The following is a 21,048-nucleotide window of genomic DNA, read 5'->3' as shown; positions in this document are numbered from 1 at the left end:
GCGCGTTTATATGCAAAACGAGCAGCAGGTAAACCTGATGCTCGTTTTGAAAGTTCAATATATGAGCAGGTCATTATCTGAAAAAAACAGAGAATTTGATAGCCGATAGTTTGAATATTGTCAAAAAGTACTCAACTTTCCCTAAATTTATCCTTAAATTTCAGGGCGAAAAAGCGTCTTTGGTCCTGCCGGCACGACCCGTGTTGGGTTGATGGTATCATGACTGTAATAGTAGTGCTGCTTGATGTGTTCCAGATTAACGGTCGCAGCAACTTGCTGTGTATTGTACAAACGCTCGAGGTAAGTGCTCAGGTTGGGGTAATCGACAATGCGTTTAAGGTTGCATTTAAAGTGGCCGTGATACACCGCATCAAAACGAATCAGAGTGGTGAACAAACGCCAGTCGGCTTCCGTGACCTGTTCGCCTGTGAGGTAGCTGGCGTTGGCCAAGCGTTGCTCGAGAAACTCTAACGACTCAAATAACGGATAGAGGGCTTCTTCGTAGGCGGCTTGGGTGGTGGCAAAGCCGGCCTTGTAGACGCCATTGTTGACCGTGTCGTAAATACGTTCGTTTAGGGCATGAATCTCATCGTGCAGCGCCTCTGGGTAGAAATCGTCTTGATTGCCAGTGAGATGATCAAAGGCGCTATTGAGCATGCGAATGATATCGGCCGACTCATTGGAAACAATCGTATGCTGTTGTTTGTCCCATAAAATCGGCACAGTGACTCGACCGGAGTACTCGGAATTCGCATGGGTGTAGAGTTGGTGAGCAAACTGGAAGTCGTGCAAAGGATCGCCACTTGGCACCTGAGAGTCTGCAAAACCTTGCTCGTTTTTAAACTCCCAACCGTTTTCCAGCATGTGTGGATGAACGCAGCTGACACTGATATGCGGTTCCAGTTGCTTTAAATGGCGGAAAATCAATGTGCGATGGGCCCATGGACATGCTAATGAAACATATAGGTGGTAACGTCCTGACTCGGCTGGAAAATGTGTTGCATCGTTCGCGTCGAACTGGTCTGGCGATACGATCCAATTACGAAATTGCGATTGTGAACGCACGAATTTACCCTGAGTGGCTTTAGTGTCATACCACTGATCATGCCATTTGCCGTCTATTAAAAGTCCCATAATGATCTCTTGTTGATAGTTTTGCTTAATTATTAATGAAAATGTTCGGCTTTCGGGGCAAGATATTGATTTGTTTTGATCGATTGGTTCGATAGGTTTACGAATGCCGCAAAGAACAGGCTCTCTCCTGATCCCTCTTTTTATCTTACTGGCCGGCTTATTTGCCAGTGTTTATACCCGTGTGCTGCCGTCGTTAGCGTTGGACCTATTGCCATGGCTGCCGTATGTGTTGGCGTCGGTCATGGTGTTTATGGCGTGGCATTTTAACCGTGGCAAAGTGCTGCTGGCCGGTGGTCTGATCTTACTGCCTGCGTTTTATCCTTATGTGGAAAATGAATCCTTGCCCAGTAGCTTTACCACGGTTGCAGCCATTGGCCTGGGGTTATTGCTGGTGTTGCGTGAGCGTGGCTTCTTTAACCGCTTTGTGTTTAACCGCATTCTGTTTCTGGGCATGTTGGTGGCGTGGAGCGTGAGCTATGAAAAGAATGTCATCAACTTTAATTTTTTGGCAGTGAATGTGCCTTTGTTGCAGATATCGCTGTCGGCGTTGCTGTGCTGGTTGATGATTGCTTTGACCTCGCTGTTGAGCCTGATCACCTGGTGGCGCAAGGCGGATGGCTTCTCGACCGCAGTGTTGGTGAGCTTAGTGACCTTGTTGTTGGTCGAGTGTATGACCTTCAGTGCGCATCAGGAGTCGGCCGTGCGCAGCGCTCAGATCCTAGTGTGGGTATGGTTTGTGGTGGCGGAGAGTCATCGTATGGCCTACCGCGATGAGTTGACTCAGTTACCTAGCCGCCGAGCCTTGAATGAAGCCATGTTAGCCTTACCGCGTCACTATGCCATTGCCATGCTCGATGTGGATCATTTTAAAAAATTTAACGATAGCTATGGTCATGCCAAAGGCGATGATGTGTTAAAGCAAGTTGCACGTGTGATGCAGCGTTATGGCAATAGTGCGGCCATTTACCGTTACGGTGGTGAGGAGTTCACCTTACTGTTCAAAGGGCGTGGTGTCGAGCATGCGCAAGCCTTGTTAGATCAGATTCGTGAAGACGTGCAGGCCGAGCAATTGGATGTCTCCACCGAAACCAAAGAAAAAACCGTATCGGTCACCGTGAGTATTGGTTTGGCTCTGGGGCAAACCAGTGATGCTCCCAGTGAGGTGATCAAGCGGGCGGACCAAGCGCTTTATCAAGCCAAAAAGAAAGGCCGAAATCGAGTCGTGCTAGCGGCCTAATGTAGATATTGATCGATCGGTCAGTTTTCTCTTGTGCTGCCAAATAATAGGGTGTATTCTGACCGAATATTCAGATTTCTACAGGGCATCGTCCTAAGCACAGCGGTGTTTCGTTGTGATGAAACTGAGCCAACGTGGTACAACAGCACTCTAGGTGTCCGCCTAGCACCTAACTGTTGTGAGGGGAACGGGGAGCATTGCTCCCCATTTTTAATGTAACGCCTGCGTTTTCCCCTTATAATTCGTACGTCTTTAATTTTCTACTTTGCTATCGAGGCGATCGTGTCAGAAACCCCTAAACGCTCAAAAAATCAGTTGAAAAGTCATATCCGAGCGCAGAATCAGGCGTTGATTCTTTCTACAGCGGAACGTGTTTTTGCGCGACAAGGCTTAGCTAAGACCACTACCCAGATGATCGCAAATGAAGCAGGCTTGCCGAAAGCCAACATTCATTACTATTACCGCTCGAAAAAAGACTTACTCGAAGCCGTGCTTGAGAGCATCCTTCAGCTATGGCTGGACTCGGTCAGTCAATTTAATGTGGAGACGGGCCCGCGTCATAATTTAACCCGCTACATCAGTGAAAAGTTGGATCAGTCCCGTCTCAACCCTAATGCGTCAAAAGTCTTTGCTATGGCGTTGATTGGTGAAGAGCCTTTTGTGCTGGAGTTCCTGCGCCGTTACTTTGTCGATGAGTTGCAAAAAGAGAAGCAGACGATTGATACATGGGTCGCGCAAGGCTTGATGAAACCGGTGGCGGTGGAGCATTTGTTTATTACCATCTGGGCCATGACCCAGACCTACGCCGACTTCGATGCGCAGGTGAAAATTTTGCTGCAGAAAGATGAGCTGGACGAGTCAGATTTTGACGAAGCGAAACAGTTCGTCACCCGTATGGTGTTATTAAGCTGTGGTGTTGAGGAGGCATAATATGACCTTAGAAAGTGCAGTTACCTTCTTTATTGCCATCTTTATTTTTGGCATTACCCCAGGGCCTGGGGTGTTTGCCATCCTAGCCAAGAGTATTTCCCATGGGGTGATGAAAACCCTGCCGTTGTCGGCGGGCATGGCCTGTGGTGACATCGTCTATTTAGTCATGGCCTGTTTTGGCTTGGCGGCCATTGCCCAGCAATGGGAAGTTGTTTTTATCGCGATTCGCTACATTGGCGCGGCCTATTTGCTCTACCTAGGTTGGAAAATGTGGTGCGCACCAATCTCTTTGGATACAGATGAAACGGCGGAAAATAGCCGTAAACAGGGGTGGGGCGCTGCGCTGCAGGGCTTTTTAATTTCTTCTTCTAATCCCAAAGTGGTGTTGTTCTATATCGCCTTTTTACCAACTTTTATGGACGTGACCGCCTTACAAGGGAATGACATTGTATTGGCTGCAGGCCTAGCCTTTGTGGCATTAATGCTAGGTCTTACCTTGATCTCCTACAGTGCTTCACAAGCGCGTCGTTTAATGACATCAGCCCGCGCGGTGAAGCGTATGAATCGCGGCGCTGGTGGTTTGATGGCCGGTGCTGGAGCGTTTCTTGCCCTGCGCGGTTAAGCCCTAAGTCGCTCGCAAAAGTGATGCAAAGATCAAGGACAGAGACGTGCATCACATTTTGTGGATTGTAATTTTGCTAAACGCCACTACATAAGTTTTTATTGTTCCTTAACCGTTTTTTGAGCGGCTCCAAGAGAGATAGAGACTTATGAGTGACGACGAAAAGTATTTAGATCCATCTGAAGATAATGTTGTTGATACCGATGAAGTGTCCATTAGTGACCCGCGTGCACTCGCTTTACCTGATGATGTTTTACCCGACACCCTTTACATCCTGCCGGTGTCGAGCCGCCCGTTCTTTCCAGCACAAGTACAGCCGGTCATGGTGGACGCGGAGCCTTGGGAAGACACCTTAGAATACATCGCTGATCAACCCCAAGCCGTAGTCGGTTTGATTTATGCTGAACGTCTGGGCCCTGGGGCCCCGAAAGTAGAGACGTTCTCACAAATTGGTTGTGTCGCGAAAACCCATCGTGCCGAGAAAACCGATGACAAAATTACCTTTCTAGCCCAGGGGTTAAAGCGTATTGAGGTGGTGGAGTGGCTCAGTACGGAAGCGCCTTACCGCGCTCGTGTGCGCTATATTAGTGACTCAACGCTGCGAGACGATGAGTCCAAGGCCTACTCGATTGCGATCCTTGATGCGATCAAAGAACTGATCCGTTTAAATCCGCTCTTTAGCGAAGATCTACGCCAATATCTAGGACGTTTTTCGTTTAACGAACCTGGCTTGTTGGCAGACTTTGCTGCCTCAATCACCTCCGCAGAGCCCCACGAGCTATACGATGTATTGGCGACCCTGCCGATCCTGCCACGCTTGCATTCATCTTTGACGCTACTGCGTAAAGAGCTTGAAATTGCGCGCCTGCAAAATGAAATCAGCGAAGAAGTGAACGAGAAGATCAGCAAGCATCAGCGTGAGTTCTTTTTACGTGAGCAGCTGAAGGTGATCCAAAAAGAGCTGGGTATTTCTAAGGATGATCGCACCTCTGATGTGGAGATGTTTGAGGAGCGTCTGGCGAATAAAACCGTGCCAGAAGCGGCGCTGAAAAAAATCGAAGAAGAACTGCATAAGCTGAGCATCCTAGAGTCGGGCTCGCCTGAATACGGCGTTACGCGCAATTATCTGGATTGGGCAACTGCTATTCCTTGGGGCGTGCATTCCAAAGATAACCTAGACATCAATAAAGCCCGTGAAGTGTTAGAACAGCATCACGCAGGCCTTGGCGATGTCAAAGATCGCATTGTTGAGTTCCTCGCATTGGGCGCGCACCGTCAAGAAATGGGCGGCTCCATTATGTTGTTGGTGGGACCACCAGGGGTGGGTAAAACCTCCATCGGTAAGTCCATAGCCGAAGCCTTAGATCGTCAATTTTACCGCTTTAGTTTGGGTGGTATGCGTGATGAGTCCGAGATCAAGGGCCATCGTCGAACCTATATCGGTGCTTTGCCGGGTAAGTTTGTGCAAGCGTTGAAAGATGTGGAAGTGGAAAACCCTGTAATCATGCTCGATGAGATCGACAAGATTGGCTCCTCCTTCCATGGCGATCCTGCCTCTGCCTTGCTGGAGGCGCTGGACCCTGAGCAAAATGTGGAGTTCTTGGACCACTATCTCGATATGCGCGTGGATTTATCCAAGGCCTTGTTTGTCTGCACCGCGAACCAATTGGATACCATTCCGGCACCTTTGTTGGACCGTATGGATGTGATTCGCCTATCGGGCTACATCGGCGAAGAGAAATTGGCGATTGCGAAGCAGCATTTGTGGCCGAAACTGCTGAAGAAAAATAAGCTACTGAAGAAGCAGCTGAACATTACCGATGCAGCGCTCAAATACATTATCGAATCTTACGCCCGTGAAGCGGGGGTCCGTGGTCTTGATAAACTGTTGCAGAAAATTCTCCGTAAGTGCGTGGTTCAATTGATGACGGGTGATAAGGAGAGTATCAATGTCGGCGTCAAAGACGTTGAGACCTTCCTTGGCATGCCTTACTTCCGTAACGAGAAGACGCTGCGCGGTGTGGGTGTCGTCACAGGCCTTGCCTGGACTTCCATGGGTGGTGCAACCTTGCCCGTCGAAGCCAACAAGGTGCACGAGTTGAGTCGTGGATTGAAGCTGACCGGTAAACTTGGGGATGTGATGAAAGAGTCGGCTGAGATTGCTTACTCCTACGTGTTGTCACACACCAAGAGCTACCAGAAGAATGCTGAGTTCTTTGATAAATGCATGATTCACTTACATGTGCCGGAGGGGGCCACACCAAAAGACGGCCCTAGTGCGGGCATCACCATGGCGACGGCATTAATGTCGCTGGCCAAAGGAGAGCCGGTACAGCGCCCCTTGGCGATGACGGGGGAGTTAACGCTGACTGGCCAGGTGCTTCCAGTGGGCGGTATTCGCGAGAAGATCATTGCGGCAAAGCGCAGTAAGATCAACGAAGTGATCCTGCCTGAAGCCAACCGCCGTGACTTTGAGGAATTACCAGACTCTGTCAAAGCCGATATGACGGTGCATTTTGCTGAACGTTTTGCTGACGTAGAAAAAATTGTGTTTGCGAAATCTGACCGTGGCATTCACTAAAAACTCCACATTGCTGCGTTCTATCACCTGCGAAAAGGTGAGATAATAGCTAAGCCGAACCTGACAAGGTTCGGCTTTTTTCTATCAGCGCATTGCGCTTCGTTCTTTCTTCGAGGGTAGGCATGCCGAAGCAGGCAACATTGACTCAAGGTTCAACCTTTAAACACGTCTCCATTATGTCGTTTACCGGCGCACTAGGATTGATGGCGATGTTTCTGGTGGACTTGGTCGATATGCTGTTTCTCTCAATGCTTGGCGAACGTGAAATTGTCGCGGCGGTCGGCTTTGCCAGCACAGTGATGTTTTTCACGGTTTCCATCAGCATCGCGGTATCGATTGCGGCGACCGCGTTAGTGGCGCGAGCGATTGGCGAAGGTAACTTTGAACTCGCTAAGCGGCGTGCGACCAATGTGTTAGCCATCGGAGTGTTATTTTCCAGTGCCGTGGTGTGGTTCTTATGGCCACGTATTCCTGAAGTATTATTCTTTTTAGGCGCTAACTTTCGCACCTTAGACCTCGCCACTGGGTATCTACAGATTCTGCTATTGGGGATGCCAGCCGTGATGATCGGTATGATCGCCTCAGGCATTATGCGTGCCTTAGGGGATGCGCGCCGCGCCATGTACGCCACGCTGGTGTGCAGTGTGGTGAATGCGGTACTGGACCCCATTTTAATCTTTGTGTTTGGCTTAGGCATTCACGGTGCGGCCATTGCCTCGTTATTGGCGCGCTTTTCCATGGTGGCGGTGAGCTATTATGGGGTGGTGAAAATGCACCGTATGCTGGGGGCGTTTGATGGTGCGGAATGCTTCAAAGACTTGAAGCCGATCGCATTGATCGCGGTGCCAGCCATGCTGACCAATATGTCATCTCCGTTGGCGAATGCCATCGTGATGGCTTACGCAGCGGAATTTGGTGATCATGCCGTAGCGGGAGTGGCCATTGTCGGTCGTGTGATTCCGGTGGTGTTTGGTGGTCTGTTTGCCTTGTCCGGTGCAGTGGGGCCTGTCTTAGCGCAAAACTATGGTGCGCGTCAGTTTCAGCGCATGCACAATGCCATGACCAGTGCCGTGGTCTATGCTCTGATCTACAGTGTGCTGTTGTGTTCTGCCTTGTATCTGGCACAGGATTTTTTGGTCGCGATCTTTCACGCCACGGAAGAAACGGCCAGCTTGATTCATTTTTTCGCCACCTATGGCTCCTTTAGCTTCTTCTTTCAAAGCTTATTATTTATTGCCATCGCAGTGTTTAACAATCTTGGTAAGCCGCTCAACAGTACCTTGTTGAACTTTGGACGAGCGACCATTGGCACCTGGCCATTGATCGTATTGTTTGGTTGGCTGATGGGAGCGGACGGGATTATTTTTGGGCAGGCGGTTGGCTCGGTGATTTTCGGCTGTATTGGCTTTGTCATGGCTCGCCGTTATCTAAAGGAATTAGAAGTGAAAGAAGAGCAAGCGGTGAGCGACTCTTCTTTATCACAGCAAGCATGCCCCAATCGTTAATCAGTGGCGCTGGGCAAAGAGTACGAATTCTTGGTTACCATCGCCGCCTTTGATAGCACTTTTCTCATAGCTGATGACACTAAAGCCAAGCTGCTCGATCAGCTGCTTCATATCGAACTCGAGCTGTTTCACTTTCAGCTGATCCCGCACAATGCCACCTTTGCCAATCGCCTCTTTGCCTAACTCAAACTGAGGTTTGACGAGGGTGATCAAATAGCCTTGTGAGCGTATCAAACTTGGCAGCTGCGGTAAGATTTTGGTTTGCGAAATAAACGACACATCCATCACTGCGGCATCAAAGCCCCTCTCCGGTAAATGCTCACCAAGATCCTCTGCGCTTAAATGACGGGCATTCAAACCTTCCAAGCAGATCACATCATCCCGTTCGCGTAGTCGAACATCCAGCTGGTCATGACCGACTTCGACACCGACGACCTTACTGGCGCCATGTTGCAAAGCACAGTCAGTAAAACCGCCAGTCGATTGACCGACATCCAATACGGTAAAGCCTTGTAGGCTTAATCCGGACGAAGCCAATGCGCCAGCCAGCTTTAATGCCCCGCGTGATACATAGCGATCGTCTTCGTCCAACTCTAATTTGATCTCAATATCCTCGGCGACTTTTAGGCTAGGCTTGGCCACGACTTGCCATTGGCCTTTGTCGTGAATTGAAACCTTGCCTTGGCTAATAAAGGTTTGCGCCTGGGAACGAGATTTACACAGTTGTTGTTCGGTAAGAAGTTGATCGATACGTTTCATAATTGGGCTTTCTTAAGTCAATGCGCGGGCATCATAGCAAAAGCCAGCGATTCGCAGTAGGCTATTATCAATTGTTGACCATACCCGCTTGATTAAGGAGACCCTTCATGGCTTTGCCGACACTGATTTCTGTTGCACAGCTGCATGAGATGCTGGAGCAAAAAGATTTGCTCATTCTGGACAGTCGCTTCTACCTGACGGATTTAGAAAAAGGTCGTCAGGTATATGAGTTAGGCCACATCCCTGGGGCTGTGTTTGTGGATTTACACCATCAGTTAGCGGGCCATGAAACAGAGCAGACGGGACGCCATCCATTGCCAGAGCCTGAGCAGTTGGCGGACACCTTGATGGCTCTTGGCATTGATAACAACAGCCAAGTGGTGGTGTACGATGATATGGGCGGCGCCATGGCGGCCCGTGCTTGGTGGATGTTGGTGCAGCAAGGCATTGAAGTGTATGTGTTAGACGGCGGTTTCCCTGCGTGGCAACGGGCTGGATACCTGATTGAGGCGGGGGAAAATACTCCTACGCCGAGCACACAGCGCTTGAATATCAGTTACCCATGGTTGGTCTCTGAAGATGACGTGGTGGCAAATTTTGAAGCAGAGCGTTTCCAACTGTTAGATGCCCGCGCAGCGGATCGCTTTCAAGGGGAAAACGAAACCATGGATCCGGTGGCGGGGCACATTCCAGGCGCTATGAACCGTCCTTTTATGCACAACCTAAACGAGCAAGGCATGATGAAAGCGCCCGCGTTGCTGCTGGATGAGTGGAGTGGCTTGCTACAGGATCTTGAAAAGCCAATTGTCTATTACTGTGGCTCGGGGGTGACCGCTTGTCATAACGTATTAGCGATGAATTATGCCGGCCTAGAAGCCAAACATGTGTACGTGGGCTCTTGGAGTCAGTGGGCCAAACGCATGCTGCGTAAATTAGATGAGGCAAACGTTTAGACCGTCATAGAGTTGTTATCTTTGTGTCGCAGAATAAGAAAAAATGTGACGCAAGATAGGTTTGACTCATGAAGATCGCGGTGGTTGGTACAGGTTATGTTGGTATTTCCAATGCTTTATTGTTAGCAAAGCATAATGAGGTGGTCGCCCTAGATGTGGTCCCTGAAAAAGTGGCCATGTTGAATCAGGGCAAGTCCCCGATTCAGGATAATGAGGTTGAGCAATATTTGCTCAGCGAACAGTTGAATTTTCGTGCCACCTTAGACCCAAACGAAGCTTATGAAGGCGCAGAGTTCATCATTATCGCGACGCCGACAGACTATGATCCAGACACTAACTATTTCAACACGCGTCATGTTGAGTCAGTGATCCAAGATGTGCTGGCCTTCAATCCACGGGCCACCATGGTGATCAAGTCGACCATTCCGGTGGGCTTTACCAAACAGGCGTCCGAGCGCTATGGCACAGAAAACCTGATCTTTTCACCAGAGTTTTTACGCGAAGGCAAGGCGCTGTACGATAACTTGCACCCCTCGCGCATCATTGTTGGGGAGCAATCAGAGCGTGCCCAGGCATTTGCTAACCTGTTAGCCCAAGGTGCGCACAAGCAAGACATCGATATTCTGTTAACGGGATCGACCGAAGCCGAAGCGATTAAGCTATTCGCCAATACTTACCTTGCCATGCGAGTGGCGTACTTTAATGAGTTGGACTCTTATGCTTCAACGCATGGTTTGGATACGCGCCAGATTATTGATGGGGTGTGTTTGGATCCGCGTATCGGCAGTCATTACAACAATCCGTCGTTTGGTTATGGTGGCTACTGTCTACCAAAAGATACTAAGCAATTGCTCGCCAACTACGATCAGGTGCCGAACAATCTGATTCGTGCCATTGTTGATGCCAATGTCACACGCAAGGATTTTATTGCTGATGAAGTGATTAAACGCGCACCGAAAGTGGTGGGGATTTATCGTTTGGTGATGAAAGCAGGCTCGGATAATTTCCGCGCCTCGGCCATCCAAGGGGTAATGAAGCGCATCAAGGCGAAGGGCATTGAAGTGGTGGTGTATGAGCCGGTGATGCAGCAGGAAAGCTTCTTTAACTCTCGTGTGGAAACAGATTTGGCCCGTTTTAAACGCCAAGCCGACGTGATCATCGCCAACCGCGTCACCGAGGATCTTAGCGATGTACTGGAGAAGGTGTTCACCCGTGATTTATTTGGCGGTGACGCTTAAGTCATTCTTGCTTGGGCAGCGCTAATCGTGCCAGCTTTCTTTGCTAAACCTCTCTACTTAGGGGGCAATAAGCTTTAAAATAGGGCGCCATTACAGTGTGCCCATCAGGATATGGATCGCCTCTGGCGAGATCTATCATGCCCGTGTGGCACATTCACACTTATAGACGCTCGTGATGTGGTCCTGTTGATGAAAATATTAGTCGTACGAAACGACAAAATCGGCGATTTTGTCCTTGCTTTGCCTGCTTTTAAGGCCATTAAACAAGCTTTTCCTCAAGCGACTGTGGTGGCCCTCGTACCAGCTTACACGCAAGATATCGCCAACGCCTGCGAATGGATTGATGAAGTCATCATTGACCCTAAAAAAGCGGATCAAATCAAAAGCTTCGCCAAAGTTCTGCAAGCACAGCAGTTCGATGCGGCCATCTGCTTATTTTCCAATAGCTACAATGCCAAGCTAGTGCGTAAGGCGCGTATTCCGGTACGCGTTGCACCGGCGACCAAGTGGGTACAGCTTCTGTACACTCACACCCTACGTCAGCGCCGTTCTAAGTCTGAGAAACCTGAGTATCAGTACAACCTTGAGTTGGCGGAGTACTTGATTGAAGTGCTACAGGGACAGGTGCAAACCATGTCACCACATCAGCTATTGTCTTTTAGCAATCAGCAAAAAGCGGCTCAAAAAGAGAAATTGCGCCATGCACTGGGCGTGACCTTCGAGCAACGCACTTGCTTTATTCATCCAGTGACGGGCGGCTCCTCGAATACCTTAACGCAAGCGCAGTGGGGTAAGTTGATTACTTTTCTTGATCAGCAAGCGCCGACGCACTTTGTCATCACTGCAGGGCCTGGTGAAAGCGCCATCTCGAAAGCTTTAGTCGATGCCATGACGGGGAAAGTGGAACGTATTAGCTTGTACGATAACAACGATGGCGTAGAAGACTTTATGCGTTCTATCTCTGTGGCGGATCTATTTATGGCCGGTTCGACCGGACCGTTGCACATCGCTGGCGCATTGGACGTGCCGACCATAGGCTTCTATCCGAAGAAACGCTCATCAACTCCGCTTCGTTGGCAGACACTGAACAGTGCAGGGCGTTGGCTACCGTTTACGCCCAACGCGCAACAAGAAGATTTATCCCAGTTTGAGATAGAGCCGCATCTTGCGGACATTCAACGCTGGTGCGAAACACTAGGGAAAGAAGCGTAAATGAATATTCTGCACATGTGTTTGTCCTATGGCTTTGGTGGCTTAGAAATGTATCCCTTGCGCGTCGGCAAACAAATGCAAAGCCAAGGTCATCGCGTATTTGGTATCGCTTTTCAAGGCTCATCCATTGATGAAGTGATGGCCAAAGAGTTCGATGGCAGTCTGGCGATCAGTAGTCGTGGTTATGGTTATCGTCATCTGCTGAGTTTAGCGAAATGGATTAAGCAGCATCAGATTCAATACGTGCATTGTCACAAGTCGTCGGACTTAGCGTTAGCGGTACTGTTGAAAAAGCTGTGTGGCTTTAAGCTGATTTATACTGATCATATGGGCGTAAAAAAGCCGAAGAAAGATGTCTTTCACCGCTTTATCTACCGCAATGTGGACCAAGTACTGTCGATCAGTCAGTTCACTCTGGCGCATAACAAGCATGCTTTGCCGGTGGCTGATAATGGGATTCAAGCATTGTGGCTAGGCACCGATATTCCAGCACAATTGCCGGATAAGCTAGACCTTAAAGCAGAGTTAAAGCTTGCACCAGAGACCTCAGTCATCGGTATTGTCGGTCGATTATCGCCAGGCAAAGGTCACTTTGAGCTGTTACAAGCCATGCAACAGTTGGATGAACGTTTTCATTTGGTAATAGTCGGTGGCCTAAACGCCAAACAAGGCGGCGATGATCCTTATATTGCCAAGCTTCAGAGCTATGTTAGTGACAACAAATTGGCGCAAAAAGTGACTTTCTATGGTTTCTCCTCAACCCCAGAGAAGCAATTATCAGGCATGGATGTGGTGGCGATTCCATCGCACCTAGAAGCCTTTGGCTTGACGGTGATTGAGGCCATGGCGCAGGGCAAAGCCATTATTGGTGCTAACACGGGGGCGATTCCTGAAATCTTGGAGAAGACCGGTGTGTTGGTCGATCCAATGAATATTGAGGCACTGGCGGCGGCGATGCAGGATTTGTGTTTGGATCAAGCTAAACGCGAATCCTTAGAGCAAGCAGCCCGTCAGCGTGCGCAACAAGAGTTTGACCAAAAGGTGCATGTGCAGAAACTGTTAGGCGTTTATCAGGCGCTTTAATTTGTGTGCGGGATGAGCGGATTAAAAGGTCAGCTCGTCGCGCCAAGTGATTTCGCTTGCCACCACTTTGGCAGGTGATCCTACCGCAATTTCTTGCTCAGCAATGCTTTTGGTGAGGGTGGAGTTGATGCCCACTACGGAACCGTCGCCGATGTTCACGCCTTTTAATATGGTCACGTTATCCGCTAACCAAACGTGAGTGCCAATATGAATCGACTGGGCGGGATTGATACGCTGTTGACCGCGTAAAATATCATGGCCATCGCTGGTCATGATTTTGACATTACGGGAGAACATGCAGTCAGCGCCGATGGTGAGCTGCGTGTCTTTTTCTCGTGAAGACAAATAGCAGTCTTCACCAATGATGGTATCGCGCTCAATATTGATCAGGCAGTTGTCGCCATTGATTTCAATATGTACACCGCGCAGATTACAGCCCTGTGCGATTTCTAGGCGATTATTCGTGCCCTTAATGGCAATACGGCAGCCTTTAATTTTGCTATCAGGGTGGATGTCTACGACATTGTTGCTTTGTACCCTTAGGGTATTAAAGAGCTTGAGTTTGAGTTGCTGTAGCAATGACATAGACCCTCCCTTGTTAGCGTATTAATGAGCGTCTGGGCGATCCGCTTGCTGACGAACCCAGAGATCGGCGTATTTTACGAAGGTAGAGTGCGCCGATAAAACAGCCAATAAGAAACCTTGTTTGCCGTCTAGAAAACCGCGTTTGATCAAGTACATTTTCACAAAACAGGCAAACGCATGCAGGCTCGCCGAACTAAGTGATGTGGTCTTGCCGCGCTTTTGTTTCTGATCGGCCGACAGCTTAGCGTAGGACGCGGATTTGACCAAATAGTGGTGCAAATCATCGTAGGTGTAGTGGGTCATATCACCCGCGAGCGGCTGAGTTGCGACGCCTTCTTTCAGTAACACTTTTTCATGCACCAAGTCGTCAGAGTAGCCACCTTCGTTGACACGATACAAGCGCGTCACACGATCTGGGTACCAGCCCGAGTGGGTGATAAAGCGGCCAAATACCCAGCTTTTACGGTTGACGCTGTAAGCGGTATTGCTGGCTTGCGTGCTTAAGGCCGCTAAAATGCTGGCCTTAAGCTCTGCAGTCACCACTTCATCGGCATCGATCCAGAACACATAGTCGCTGTTGACGTAGGCTTGCGCTGCTTGGCGCTGCTTGCCAAAGCCTTCCCAGTTTTCCTTGGTGTAAAAGTGAGAGGTGTATTGGCGCGCAATGTCTTCGGTACGGTCCGTGCTGCCTGAGTCCAGCAGCACAATTTCATCGACCCAATCGGCGAGGCTGTCGAGACACGTCTTAAGGTTTTTCTCTTCATTCTTAACAATCAGTGCCGCGGTCACCGTGGCGCGTTTAGCAGGGCTGTTCATGGTGGGCGTCCTAGCGGTCCAATTGGATCGATTGAATAATTTGCTCAGGCTTAAGCTTGTTTAAGCAGTCCGTGTGCTCTAGTGGACAGGTACGCTTAAAGCAAGGGGAGCATTGAAGGTGCAGGTTGTGAATCACCTTGTTGTCGGTCAGTGGTGGCGTGAAGGCCTCACTGGTGGAGCCATAGATGCCGTGCACCTTGGTGCCGACTGCTGCGGCCACGTGCATTAGACCTGAGTCATTGCTGACGGCTAACTCGGCCGCGGCTAACAGATCAATGGCATCGACTAATTGTGTCTTACCACACAGGTTGTGCGCATGCGGGCCTAGATCTTTGATGATGATATTGCCATCGTCGATGTCCTTAGGGCCACCTAAAATCCACACTTGGTACCCTTGGGCGATCAAGCGCTCAGCCAACTCATGAAAGTGCGCTAAAGGCCATTGTTTCGCCGGGCCATATTCGGCGCCAGCCATCATCGCCACGGCTGGACGAGTACTGTCCAAACCATGGTTTTGGTATAAGGCGGCTTGGTTGCCTTTATCCACTGTCAGCGCTGGGTTGGGCAAATTCTGTGGTGGATAAGCCTCAGACTTATTCACACCTAATGAAACAAAACGTTTAACGGTCTGGTTCAGTATTGTTTTATCCAGCTTACGGCGCTCATTTAGCAGAAGATAGCGTTGCTCACCATGATAGCCAATACGTTTCGGCACCTTAGCAAAGAAGGGCACTAGAGCCGACTTCCAGGAACGTGGTAGCACAATGGCTTGATCGTATTGCTCGCTGCGCAGGGAATGCCCCAATTGACGGCGGGTGGCAATGCCCCACTCACCATGACCAGTTTTTAGGGTAATGGCGTTTCGTACTTCCGGCATACGCTCCAAAATGGGACTGGACCAAGCGGGTCCAATCACATCAATGATGGCGTTAGGGTCTTGCTGTTTAACAGACTTAAACAGACTTTGTGCCATTACCATGTCGCCCACCCAAGAGGGGCCAACGATCAAATACTTAGCCACGGTTATCTAGCCATGCCATGTAATCTTTTACGCCTTGTGCCAGACCACGGAATGCGCCTTGGTAGCCTACGTCACGCAGCTTACTGATGTCGGCTTGAGTGAAACTTTGGTAGGCGCCTTTTAGGTGCTCTGGGAATGGGATGAATTCGATTTCCCCCTTGCCGTAATGCTCGATTACAGTTTCGGCGATGGTTTTAAATGGCTCAGCATTACCAGTACCTAGGTTAAAGATGCCCGATTTTTCAGGGTTATCTAGGAACCAAAGCTTGGTGTTCACTAGGTCTTGTACGTAGATAAAGTCACGGCTCTGACCGCCGGCTTCGTAACCATCGTAAGCGCCGAACAGTTTTGGATTCTCGCCTGCTAATACTTGATTGCGTAGGTGGAACGCTACGCTGGCCATGCTGCCTTTATGGTTTTCACGTGGGCCGTAGACGTTGAAGTAACGGAAACCAACGATTTGTGAATCGGCTGTTGGTAGGATCTCGCGTACGTATTGGTCAAACTGGAACTTCGAAAACGCGTACATGTTCAGTGGGTTTTCGAATTCACGTGACTCTTGAAACACTGGACCTGGGCCGTAAACGGAGGCCGACGAGGCGTAAGAAAACGGTACGCGATGATCCAAACACCATTTTAAGACCGCTTTTGAGTACTGGTAGTTAACGTCCATGACGTATTTACCGTTCCATTCAGTGGTCGCTGAGCAAGCACCTTCGTGGAATACCGCCGTGGCTTGGATGTTTAGGGAGTCTGACTTGATACGATCAAGGAAATCGTACATGTCCATGTAATCGGCAATGTCTAGGTCAGAAAGGTTTAGACACTTTTTGCCGTCCGTTAAATCGTCGACAAGCAGAATGTTGCGAATACCGCGTTCGTTCAATGCTTTGATGATGTTGCTGCCGATAAAGCCGGCGCCGCCAGTTACGATATACATAGTCTAAGTCCTGTAATCTCTAAGAATCTTGCCATTTTAGCACTTCGGCTAAACCAAGAAAGATGTGATAGCCCGTGGTGCCCGGCAACGGAAAGCCTTTGCTTTGATTGTTGGCATCGAGGTACTCGATCCAGCGACCACGGTCGATAAAGTAATGATGTTCTAAAAAGTCGAGTGCGCTGGTGAGACGCTGTTGGCGCTCAACATCCGTCAGCTCAGCGACACAGCAGGCTTTTAAATATTCTGTGATGGGCCAGATACGCTTGTCGCCATCAACGATCTTGAGCGTATTGCCATCAATGCTGTTCACAATACCACCGTTATCGGCCATACCGTGCTCGCTAGCCACTTGCCAAAGCTGTTTGGCCAAGAGGAGATCTTGTTCACGGCCAGTAATGGCATAGGTTTGGTGCAGTAACCAGACCCATTCAAAGTGGTGCCCTGGTTCGACTAGGTGACCGGTTTCAGGGTCTAAAGACAAGTCCGACTGAAAGAATTCACGCAGAGTATGGCTGTTAGGTTCGACAAAATAATGATCGGCTAGTTGGCAAATCTCAGTGATGCGCGCGACATATTTGTCATCGTGTGTGGCCTGATAGGCAGCAACAAACCCCTCTAGTAAATGCATGTGCGGGTTTTGGCGACGCAGGGCATGCTCATTTAGCGGGTAAGCTTCATAATAGCCGCCTTGTGGATGACGCATCTGCTGATCTAAAAATTGATCGGTTAACTCGATGTACTCTAAGGCGCGCAGATCTTTGCTCAACAGGTAATAATGGCTAAAAGACAGTAGTACAAAGGCTAGGGCGTAAGCATCGCTTTGCGTGTCGAGAATCTCCATTTCGTCGTCGCGCGAGAAGATCCAACGGCCGTCGATGAAATAAAGTTCGACAATAGCATTGAACAACGCGTGAATTTGCGCATCATAACCAGACACATAACCAAGCTTGCTCGCATGGCTAAGTGTGTAAAGTTGACGACATTGGGTCAGCAGGCGTACTCGACCAACCGGATTGTGTTGCCAATCGAGTGTTAAGCTTTCACGGCTATAACCTTCAATTGTGAAACCGTGACTGATCCAGTTTGGAATCAGGCCTTGGAAGATGTGGTCTGCACAGGTTTCTATGCGTTTGTGCAAGGTTTTAGGCATTTCCATGTTGATCAATTTCACATGAGTCCAAATTGAAAGTTCGTTATGATAAAATGTTTGCCCTCAAAAATCGATGAAAAGCGCCATGATATCCTCACATTTAAACTTTAAGAACAAACACATTCTAGTTGTCGGTGACGTAATGCTGGATCGCTACTGGCACGGTGGCACCTCTCGTATTTCACCAGAAGCACCGGTTCAGGTGGTGAAAGTTTCCAATGTTGAAGACCGTCCAGGTGGCGCTGCCAACGTTGCCCTTGGGCTGGCTAAACTGGGCGTGGGCGTGTCTCTAGTCGGCGTTGTTGGCGCAGATGAAAACGCTGTCGCGTTGGAGAACGCGCTGACCCAATATGGCGTTGATTGTCATTTTGTTACCGCGGATAACTTGCCGACCATTACCAAGCTGCGTGTCATCAGTCGCCATCAGCAGCTGATTCGTTTGGATTTTGAAGAACGTGACGATTCGTTAAGCCAAAACCAAGCGGTTGCGGATAAAGTGGCTAGCCTATTACCAGAATCGAATGCAGTGATTTTCTCAGATTACGCGAAAGGCTGTTTGGCGGATGTGCAGAGCCTGATTCAATTAGCGAATCAGGCTAATGTGCCAAGCTTTGTCGATCCAAAAGGGGATGATTTCTCCATTTACCAAGGAGCAACCTTGGTAAAACCTAACTTGGTGGAGTTTGAGGCCATCGTTGGCAAATGTGCCAACCTAAAAGAGATAGAAGAAAAAGGCTTAGAGCTGCGTGAGCGCTTTGGCTGGAAAGCCTTGCTGGTAACCCGTGGTGAAGATGGACTGGTATTGTTAGAAGACGGTAAGCCGTCGTTCTCTTTGGCTACTGCAGCCAAAGAAGTATTCGATGTGACTGGCGCCGGCGATACCGTGGTTGCAGTGCTAACCGCAGTGTTTACCACCAGTAAACGTTTCGCGGATGCGGTGGATTACGCTAACCAAGCGGCGGGCTATGTGGTCGGTAAGCTGGGTACGGCATCGATCGATGCCGACACCTTAGAAGCCATTATGTTCGCACGCTCTCACTCCATGAACTTTGGTGTTTTGTCTCCTGAGGACCTGCAAGAGCAAATTAAAGTCGCTCAGCACAATGGTGAGAAAATTGTCTTTACCAATGGCTGTTTCGATATCCTGCACCCAGGCCATGTGACCTATATTAAACAAGCCAAAGCGTTGGGCGATCGTTTGGTGGTGGCAGTCAATACCGATGCCTCGGTCAAACGTCTGAAAGGTGATACTCGACCCATTAATGATTTGACTCACCGCATGGCGGTGCTGGAAGGCATTGGCGCCATCGATTGGGTTACTTGGTTTGATGAAGACACGCCGTTAGAGGTGATTCAACAACTTACCCCAGACGTATTGGTAAAGGGCGGCGATTACACCATTGAATCGATTGTTGGTGCGGACCACGTTCTCGACCATGGTGGTGAAGTGAAAGTGTTGACCTTTGTGGATGGCTATTCCACAACCAAAATTATTGAAAAGGCGAATAGCTAATGACAGCTCCTGATTCGCAAGCTCCAGCCAAAAAGTCTGGAGTGAAGATCTACCTACGCTTGTTGGGATACATAAAATCCCAGTGGGGGGTATTTCTGGTCAGTGTGTTGGGATACATGCTTTATGGCGCCATGGAACCGGCGTTGGCCGCGCAGTTAAAATACATTGTCGATGTGGTGTCGACCGGCGCGATTGAAGAAAATCGTTTATTGATTCCGACGACCATTCTCGGCATCTTTTTATTGCGTGGTATCGGTACTTTCTTTGGTAGCTACTTCATGGCCAAGATCGCCAACAAAGTAGTCTATGATCTGCGTACTACCATGTTCGATAAATTGGTGCTGTTGCCGACCAGCTATTACAGCGAAATGCCCTCAGGCCGACTGCTGTCCAAGCTGACCTATGATACTGAACAGGTGATTGGTGCGGTGACGTCGGCGGTGAAAACCTTGCTTCGTGAAGGTTTGACCGTGATCGGTTTGCTGGGTTACATGCTTTACACCAACTGGAAACTGTCGCTGCTGTTCTTGTTAATCATCCCTTTGATTGGCTATGTGGTGTCTTACGCCTCAAAGCGTTTTCGTAAACTGAGCCAGCGTATTCAAAATGCCATGGGTGGGGTGTCAGATGTGGCGTCTGAGTCCATCAAAGGTCATGAAGTAGTGAAAATCTTTGGTGGCTTTGAATATGAGCGTGACCGTTTCCGTCAAGCGGCGGGAGACAACAAACGCAGCCAGCTGAAAATGGAGCTGACCAAAGCTCTGAATATTCCCGTGGTGCAGTTTTTGGTGGCGATCTCGTTGGCGACTCTGATTTGGTTGGCACTGGATCCGACCCTAAGTGAGCATATGTCGGCGGGGGATTTTGTGGCCTTTATCGGTGCCGCGGGCATGCTGAGTAAGCCGGCACGTCAGTTAACCGATGTGAACAGTATTCTGCAAAAGGGCATCGCTGCGGCGCAAAGTATCTTTGAATTCCTGGACATGGCTGAAGAAGCAGACACAGGGAAAAAAGAGCTGACGCAGGCGAAAGGCGAAATCGAATGGCGCGAGCTAAGCTTTCAATATCCAAGTAGTGACCGTTTGACCCTAGACAATATCAATTTGCTGTTGCCTGCGGGGCAAACGTTAGCATTGGTGGGGCGCTCGGGCGGAGGTAAGTCCACCTTGGCGAATTTGGTGCCGCGTTTGTACGATGTCACTGATGGTGGTTTGCTGGTTGATGGTTTGGACAGTCGCGAATACAGTCTGAAAAGCTTGCGTAGCCAGATCGCACTGGTGAACCAAAATGTGGTGCTGTTTAATGGCTCGATCCGTGAAAACATCGCTTATGGCTATTTGCGTGGTGCCACGGAAGAAGAGGTGATCGCTGCGGCCAAAGCGGCCAATGCTTGGGAGTTTATCCAAAACTTAGAGCATGGTTTGGATACCATGGTCGGTGAAAACGGTGTCTTGTTATCCGGTGGTCAACGTCAGCGTATCGCCATCGCCCGTGCCATTCTTAAGAATGCCCCCGTGCTGATTTTGGATGAGGCCACGTCGGCGTTGGACAGTGAGTCAGAGCGCGCCATTCAGCAGGCACTTGATAGCTTGATGAAGAATCGCACCACGATTGCCATTGCGCACCGACTGTCGACCATTGAAAACGCCGATATCATTGCCGTGGTGGATCATGGCGTGATTGTTGAAGTGGGCTCACACAAAGAGTTGTTGGCGCACAATGGTGCCTACGCGAAACTTCATCAAAAACAATTCAACGAAGAGTAAAGC

At 49.4% G+C, this 21,048-nt stretch carries 18 protein-coding genes; 11 read left to right on the top strand and 7 right to left on the bottom strand.

What is annotated here, in order from left to right:
• Window positions 1-153 precede the first annotated feature (153 nt).
• Complete coding sequence (locus MAQ5080_RS00945) at window positions 154-1,134, bottom strand: glutathione S-transferase family protein (protein WP_067204176.1); 981 nt, start codon at window positions 1,132-1,134, stop codon at window positions 154-156.
• A gap of 103 nt (window positions 1,135-1,237) precedes the next feature.
• On the opposite strand from MAQ5080_RS00945, the gene MAQ5080_RS00940 reads away from it, so the two are divergent.
• The 5 genes from MAQ5080_RS00940 (at window position 1,238) to MAQ5080_RS00920 (ending at window position 8,009) form a co-directional block, all read left to right on the top strand.
• Complete coding sequence (locus tag MAQ5080_RS00940; RefSeq protein WP_067204172.1) at window positions 1,238-2,371, top strand: GGDEF domain-containing protein; 1,134 nt, start codon at window positions 1,238-1,240, stop codon at window positions 2,369-2,371.
• A gap of 282 nt (window positions 2,372-2,653) precedes the next feature.
• Window positions 2,654-3,301: a TetR/AcrR family transcriptional regulator gene (locus MAQ5080_RS00935; protein ID WP_067204170.1), complete on the top strand. Its 648-nt coding sequence runs from the start codon at window positions 2,654-2,656 to the stop codon at window positions 3,299-3,301.
• 1 nt (window position 3,302) lies between these two features.
• Complete coding sequence (locus MAQ5080_RS00930) at window positions 3,303-3,923, top strand: LysE family translocator (RefSeq protein ID WP_067204167.1); 621 nt, start codon at window positions 3,303-3,305, stop codon at window positions 3,921-3,923.
• Between the two features lie 148 nt (window positions 3,924-4,071).
• Window positions 4,072-6,504, top strand: a complete 2,433-nt coding sequence (gene lon / locus MAQ5080_RS00925; protein ID WP_067204164.1) for an endopeptidase La — start codon at window positions 4,072-4,074, stop codon at window positions 6,502-6,504.
• 122 nt (window positions 6,505-6,626) lie between these two features.
• The gene (locus MAQ5080_RS00920) at window positions 6,627-8,009 is read left to right on the top strand and encodes an MATE family efflux transporter (RefSeq protein ID WP_067204160.1); all 1,383 of its coding nucleotides are present in this window, start codon (window positions 6,627-6,629) and stop codon (window positions 8,007-8,009) included.
• Here the strand turns inward: MAQ5080_RS00920 and MAQ5080_RS00915 are convergent, their stop codons facing one another.
• Window positions 8,010-8,768, bottom strand: coding sequence for a TlyA family RNA methyltransferase (locus tag MAQ5080_RS00915; RefSeq protein ID WP_067204157.1), 759 nt, complete (start codon window positions 8,766-8,768; stop codon window positions 8,010-8,012).
• A 107-nt stretch (window positions 8,769-8,875) separates the two neighbouring features.
• Between MAQ5080_RS00915 and MAQ5080_RS00910 the strand changes: the two genes are divergently transcribed.
• From MAQ5080_RS00910 to MAQ5080_RS00895, 4 genes are all read left to right on the top strand, one after another.
• Window positions 8,876-9,721 (top strand): sulfurtransferase, encoded by an 846-nt coding sequence (locus MAQ5080_RS00910; protein ID WP_067204154.1) that lies wholly within the window; start codon window positions 8,876-8,878, stop codon window positions 9,719-9,721.
• 68 nt (window positions 9,722-9,789) lie between these two features.
• The gene (locus MAQ5080_RS00905; RefSeq protein WP_067204151.1) at window positions 9,790-10,959 is read left to right on the top strand and encodes a nucleotide sugar dehydrogenase; all 1,170 of its coding nucleotides are present in this window, start codon (window positions 9,790-9,792) and stop codon (window positions 10,957-10,959) included.
• 189 nt (window positions 10,960-11,148) lie between these two features.
• Window positions 11,149-12,171, top strand: a complete 1,023-nt coding sequence (locus MAQ5080_RS00900; RefSeq protein WP_197464534.1) for a glycosyltransferase family 9 protein — start codon at window positions 11,149-11,151, stop codon at window positions 12,169-12,171.
• Complete coding sequence (locus MAQ5080_RS00895) at window positions 12,172-13,254, top strand: glycosyltransferase family 4 protein (RefSeq protein ID WP_082860957.1); 1,083 nt, start codon at window positions 12,172-12,174, stop codon at window positions 13,252-13,254.
• 21 nt (window positions 13,255-13,275) lie between these two features.
• Here the strand turns inward: MAQ5080_RS00895 and MAQ5080_RS00890 are convergent, their stop codons facing one another.
• Genes MAQ5080_RS00890 through MAQ5080_RS00870 form a run of 5 tightly spaced genes read right to left on the bottom strand, consistent with a single transcriptional unit; the run spans window position 13,276 to window position 17,787 of the window.
• On the bottom strand, window positions 13,276-13,839 hold the full coding sequence (locus MAQ5080_RS00890; protein ID WP_067204148.1) for an acyltransferase: 564 nt from the start codon (window positions 13,837-13,839) through the stop codon (window positions 13,276-13,278).
• Window positions 13,840-13,860: 21 nt separating this feature from the next.
• The gene (locus tag MAQ5080_RS00885; RefSeq protein WP_067204145.1) at window positions 13,861-14,655 is read right to left on the bottom strand and encodes a glycosyltransferase family 2 protein; all 795 of its coding nucleotides are present in this window, start codon (window positions 14,653-14,655) and stop codon (window positions 13,861-13,863) included.
• 10 nt (window positions 14,656-14,665) lie between these two features.
• A complete protein-coding gene (gene waaF / locus MAQ5080_RS00880; RefSeq protein ID WP_082860956.1) occupies window positions 14,666-15,676 on the bottom strand; it encodes a lipopolysaccharide heptosyltransferase II in 1,011 nt (336 codons plus the stop codon).
• A complete protein-coding gene (gene rfaD, locus MAQ5080_RS00875; RefSeq protein ID WP_067204141.1) occupies window positions 15,669-16,616 on the bottom strand; it encodes an ADP-glyceromanno-heptose 6-epimerase in 948 nt (315 codons plus the stop codon). Before rfaD ends, waaF begins: the two co-directional genes overlap by 8 nt.
• Before the next feature lie 19 nt (window positions 16,617-16,635).
• On the bottom strand, window positions 16,636-17,787 hold the full coding sequence (locus MAQ5080_RS00870; RefSeq protein ID WP_231870745.1) for an AGE family epimerase/isomerase: 1,152 nt from the start codon (window positions 17,785-17,787) through the stop codon (window positions 16,636-16,638).
• 64 nt (window positions 17,788-17,851) lie between these two features.
• Between MAQ5080_RS00870 and hldE the strand changes: the two genes are divergently transcribed.
• The gene (gene hldE / locus MAQ5080_RS00865; RefSeq protein ID WP_067204843.1) at window positions 17,852-19,279 is read left to right on the top strand and encodes a bifunctional D-glycero-beta-D-manno-heptose-7-phosphate kinase/D-glycero-beta-D-manno-heptose 1-phosphate adenylyltransferase HldE; all 1,428 of its coding nucleotides are present in this window, start codon (window positions 17,852-17,854) and stop codon (window positions 19,277-19,279) included.
• Complete coding sequence (gene msbA, locus MAQ5080_RS00860; RefSeq protein WP_067204138.1) at window positions 19,279-21,045, top strand: lipid A export permease/ATP-binding protein MsbA; 1,767 nt, start codon at window positions 19,279-19,281, stop codon at window positions 21,043-21,045. The genes hldE and msbA overlap by 1 nt, the downstream gene beginning before the upstream one ends.
• Window positions 21,046-21,048: the final 3 nt, after the last annotated feature.

This window comes from Marinomonas aquimarina (assembly GCF_900089755.1).
In the GTDB taxonomy this organism is placed as follows: domain Bacteria; phylum Pseudomonadota; class Gammaproteobacteria; order Pseudomonadales; family Marinomonadaceae; genus Marinomonas; species Marinomonas aquimarina.
Note: the sequence above shows the minus strand (reverse complement) of the source record. Positions and strands in the feature narration are given on the sequence as shown.